The sequence below is a fragment of the Mariniflexile gromovii genome (assembly GCF_017814435.1).
GTDB lineage: Bacteria > Bacteroidota > Bacteroidia > Flavobacteriales > Flavobacteriaceae > Mariniflexile > Mariniflexile gromovii.
Map to the genome: position 1 here is coordinate 1 of NZ_JAGJCB010000044.1, position 3,943 is coordinate 3,943.

5 protein-coding genes are annotated in these 3,943 nt (G+C 34.5%); 3 read left to right on the plus strand and 2 right to left on the minus strand.

The features are described 5' to 3' along the window. Both J8H85_RS18755 and J8H85_RS18760 read left to right on the plus strand, forming a co-directional pair. Positions 1-871 (plus strand): hypothetical protein (locus J8H85_RS18755; protein ID WP_209657222.1); only part of this gene is annotated, 871 nt, incomplete at its 5' end. A 123-nt stretch (positions 872-994) separates the two neighbouring features. Beyond that, on the plus strand, positions 995-1,237 hold the full coding sequence (locus J8H85_RS18760; protein ID WP_209657224.1) for a hypothetical protein: 243 nt from the start codon (positions 995-997) through the stop codon (positions 1,235-1,237). 151 nt (positions 1,238-1,388) lie between these two features. Here the strand turns inward: J8H85_RS18760 and J8H85_RS18765 are convergent, their stop codons facing one another. Next, positions 1,389-1,928 carry a BfmA/BtgA family mobilization protein gene (locus J8H85_RS18765; protein ID WP_209657226.1) on the minus strand — a complete coding sequence of 180 codons (540 nt, stop codon included), beginning with the start codon at positions 1,926-1,928 and terminating at the stop codon, positions 1,389-1,391. 344 nt (positions 1,929-2,272) lie between these two features. Next, positions 2,273-2,623, minus strand: coding sequence for a hypothetical protein (locus tag J8H85_RS18770; RefSeq protein WP_245243858.1), 351 nt, complete (start codon positions 2,621-2,623; stop codon positions 2,273-2,275). Positions 2,624-2,787: 164 nt separating this feature from the next. On the opposite strand from J8H85_RS18770, the gene J8H85_RS18775 reads away from it, so the two are divergent. Continuing rightward, the gene (locus tag J8H85_RS18775; RefSeq protein ID WP_209657230.1) at positions 2,788-3,894 is read left to right on the plus strand and encodes a tyrosine-type recombinase/integrase; all 1,107 of its coding nucleotides are present in this window, start codon (positions 2,788-2,790) and stop codon (positions 3,892-3,894) included. Positions 3,895-3,943: the final 49 nt, after the last annotated feature.

Genomic DNA, 3,943 nt, shown 5'->3' on the forward strand with positions numbered 1-3,943 from the left:
CACAAAATTCCCGCTACAAAAGAATCTTTTAGCCCTTCTAAAAAGTTTGATACCGTTACATTCTGTATATGTTATCAATATGAATGTGTGCAAAAATAAACAGGTAACTAATTTAACACCAAAAAGCAAACAAGCTCATATGGAAGCAATCTACACTTTATTAATTGTAGCAGATAAGGCACTTCACAAAAACCTTGATGATCTTATGGAGGAAGTTTATAACAAAATGGAACAGCGTTGCAAGGTCTATATAGTATATGTCACCTTGTCCAATCTCATGGAGCGGATTGATATTGGCGATAATTTTTTAACACGGACTTTAAAAGAAACCCCCTGTATGTATAAACAAGATAATAGGTTGTCAAGATATAGCCAATACGGGTTAATGTACCATGTATCCATTTATAAAGAGATCAAAACCATTTGGAAGCACCGTATGGAACGGGCAAAATATTTGTTGTCGGTTATTGATGTTATCCATGAAGATGAAGAGCCATTATCGAAGCTTGCGGTACTCCATAATGCGATGGAACAGGTATGTTTGGGACTCTTGTACGTGTTTTGGGAGTTTAAGCCCCATCATTATGACCTGTCCTATTTATTGCACCTGTGCAGCACTTTTACATCCCTGCCCAATAACATATTCCCCCAAACGACCTTTGGCCTGCAACGCCAGTTCTATATGCTTTGCAACGCATCTGAAATCATGCGATTTAAAGGCACAAATGGCACAAACGACTTTGGGTTAAAGGATGTGGACAAGGTTTTGAAACGCTGTAAGCAGTTCTTAAAGGAAGCCCACCAAATAGGAGAAAAACAACTGAAACATCTAAAGGAAGTCCACTGTGAAGGTCATGCCCAATTTAATTAAAAACCCAAGCTGATGAAAACAAAAAGCAAAAAGCATAAAAAGGACAAGGAAACATTGGAAACAGTCTTTAGGCTATTGAACCCTCGGGAGCGTAAATACTATAGGAGGGAGGGCAACCCTGTTATGCAGGAAGTGACCTTTGAAGTAACTGACAATGGTGAACTGCGCTATATTATTTCAAGCCTATTACGGGTATGTATTTTGGCTTTGGACTGTGAGAACGACTTTGCATCACCCAGATTGAACCATTGTTCCAAGGAACTGACCATAGCAACCGTATTGGAACTGGTGGATAGTATATTGCCCGATGCACAGTTGGCAAGCTATGACGCTATTGAAAAACTATTATTGTCTAAGAATCAATAGCAGGTATAAAAGCATAATACGAATAGATGTTGCATTTTAATTCTATTACGGATTAAAAGCCCCAACATCTATCGAACTAATACTATGAAGTGTTTTTGGGGAAGGAGGAAATCAAGTAATGGGGAACATCATTTAGGCTTGTAAGATAACATCAAAGCAACCTGGTCTTGATATCTTCTAATTTTTCTTTAGACATATCCAGTCTGAAATAATCTTTGCCAAATGTATTCTTTACATAAGATAAATTTTTCACAAGGTTTTTAAGTTCGGTCTTAACAAGGTGTAGTTCTCTATTTTTACTTTCATAGGCATTGGAATAATAGTCAAGCATCCTTTCTGTGTCAGATTTTGAAGCTTCAATCTCCGACAGGCTTTTAGCTATATAAATAGGCTCCTTTATCTCGTCCATAGCATCAAAGAGCGATTCCAATCTTTGTCTGTTTGGTTCAAGTTGGTTCTTCTCAATGTCCCTTAATATGGTAGCAATGGCATTCGTTCTTTTATTGAGGTCATTAATGAGAGGCTTTAGGCCAAACTTATTTGGTAGGTCGTAGGGTGAAATGTTGTTGTCCTTAAAGTAGGCAACCATATAATCCAGGGTTTCCGAATAGTTAGGGCTTATCATTTTCGAATATTCCTTAAAATTACTGATGGTCTTTTTCCTTAGCCGAATGGTATTAAAATCATCCATATTTTATGAGATTGTTACAATGAAACGCTGATTCTATTGGTATCAGCGTTCAAGTTAACGCAATTTTAAAAATAGGCAAATAAAATTAACGATTTAATCGACTGAAAACCAAACAGATGGAAATAAGTAACATCGCGCAGCGTGTTACCCTCTTGCTGTACCCCTTAGTGTTGAAACAAACTTTTAATAGGGCTTTGTTGCAAAATGAATATTTAATAAATGATTGGCTATCTTTTATTTGGAAAACGCTCTGAAATTAAAAATAAGAACCAACCATTAAGCAGAATCAAGTGTTGAGAAATACCTTAAAAATCCTTTATAGGTCGTAGGATAATTTGATAACACTATTTTTCTTTTCTAATAATCAAAATTTCGTCATTTGAAAATTCCATCCAAGCAAGGTCATAGACATAATGATAGGTTTTACCTTTACTGTTCATATGCACATGTGTATGGTACTTAAAAGTAAATTTCTTCTTTTCGAGAACCATTCTTTCTACGGTTATCTGTCCTTTTCTTTTTCCTAAAAGTTCCAAAAGTATACTTCTGTTCCTATGTAATATGGTGTCTAGTTCTTTCACCTCCTTATCCGTAACCTTTCTTAAATTAACGTGATAATAGTTTTTACATTTTACAGAACAAAATAATTTATCATTTCTTCCTACAAGAACCTTACTACATATTTTACACTTCATTTGATTCATTATTGTTAAATGTGAATTTAATATGCTGATTTATAGTTTTTTAAAATTAATCGTTTTTAACGGTTAATATACTATTATTAATAACATACCTTAATAACTAGTAGTCTTTTTGACTACTTTTAAGTAGGACAAATAAAATTGGAAAAACTAATATTATGCAACCTACTATATATCAACCCTTTAAAGAAGCGAAGCGTATTAAGGTTTTTATACCCTATGACATGATCATTGTTAGAGAGGCTTTAAAAAAAATGGATGGTAGTTTCTGGCATCCACACCAAAAACTATGGTCTGTCATTAATACAGACCATAATTTTGAGCAATTAAAAAGAATATGTGGTGAACATTGTAAAATAGAAAAAGATATCCGTTTTACGCCCATACCTAGTGTGCCACTGACTGAAAATGCCATGGATGCTCTTTATGAACTTGAAAAAGCCCTGGTTTTAAAGCAGTATAGCGAATCAAGTATTCAAGTTTACAAAAAAATGTTCAGTGTGTTTTTGGGAAAATTTATGCACCGAAACCTTAAAGAAGTCACAAAAGAGGACATTGAAGGTTTTGTATATGAACTTATTAAAAAGAGCAAGATTAGTGAAAGCTATCAAAATCAATTGATCAATGCCATTAAAGCCTATTATGAACACGCCCTTAAATTACCTAGGGAATATTATGAGATACAACGGCCAAAAAAGGCGGTATCCATACCAAATGTCTTGAGTAAAAGTGAGGTATTGAATATCATTCAATCTCCCCAAAACATTAAGCATAAAGCCATTTTGCATACCATTTATGGCAGTGGATTACGCATATCTGAACTTTTGAATTTACGAATTGCAGATGTACATTCTAAAGACGGCTATCTGTTCATAAAGGACAGTAAAGGCAAAAAAGACAGAAAAACTATTTTGCCTGAACAGTTACTAATATTATTAAGGGATTATTATAAAGCCTATAAGCCATCGTACTGGTTGTTTGAAGGACAAACAGGTTGCAAATACAGTACTGCCAGTATAAGATCTATATTTAGAAAAGCCGTGAACGACACGAATTCTAACCCATGGGCAACCGTGCATACTTTGCGACATTCGTTTGCCACGCACTGTATTGAAAATAACATAAATGTTCGGCATTTACAGAATATGTTGGGCCATAGTTCACCAAAAACGACCGAGATTTATACCAAAACTATTGAAATTAACAACAAGACCATCATAAGTCCATTGGATACTTTATTAAAAAGCAATATATTGCATACATAAACGATATAACTACAATAGAATTGGTACTTATTGTGGTTATACAATTGTT

Bases quoted from the DNA above. Each gene is read 5' to 3' on its own strand.
- J8H85_RS18760 (WP_209657224.1), top strand. From the start codon at position 995: ATGCAGGAAGTGACCTTTGAAGTAACTGACAATGGTGAACTGCGCTAT.
- J8H85_RS18765 (WP_209657226.1), bottom strand. From the start codon at position 1,928: ATGGATGATTTTAATACCATTCGGCTAAGGAAAAAGACCATCAGTAAT.
- J8H85_RS18770 (WP_245243858.1), bottom strand. From the start codon at position 2,623: ATGAAGTGTAAAATATGTAGTAAGGTTCTTGTAGGAAGAAATGATAAA.
- J8H85_RS18775 (WP_209657230.1), top strand. From the start codon at position 2,788: ATGCAACCTACTATATATCAACCCTTTAAAGAAGCGAAGCGTATTAAG.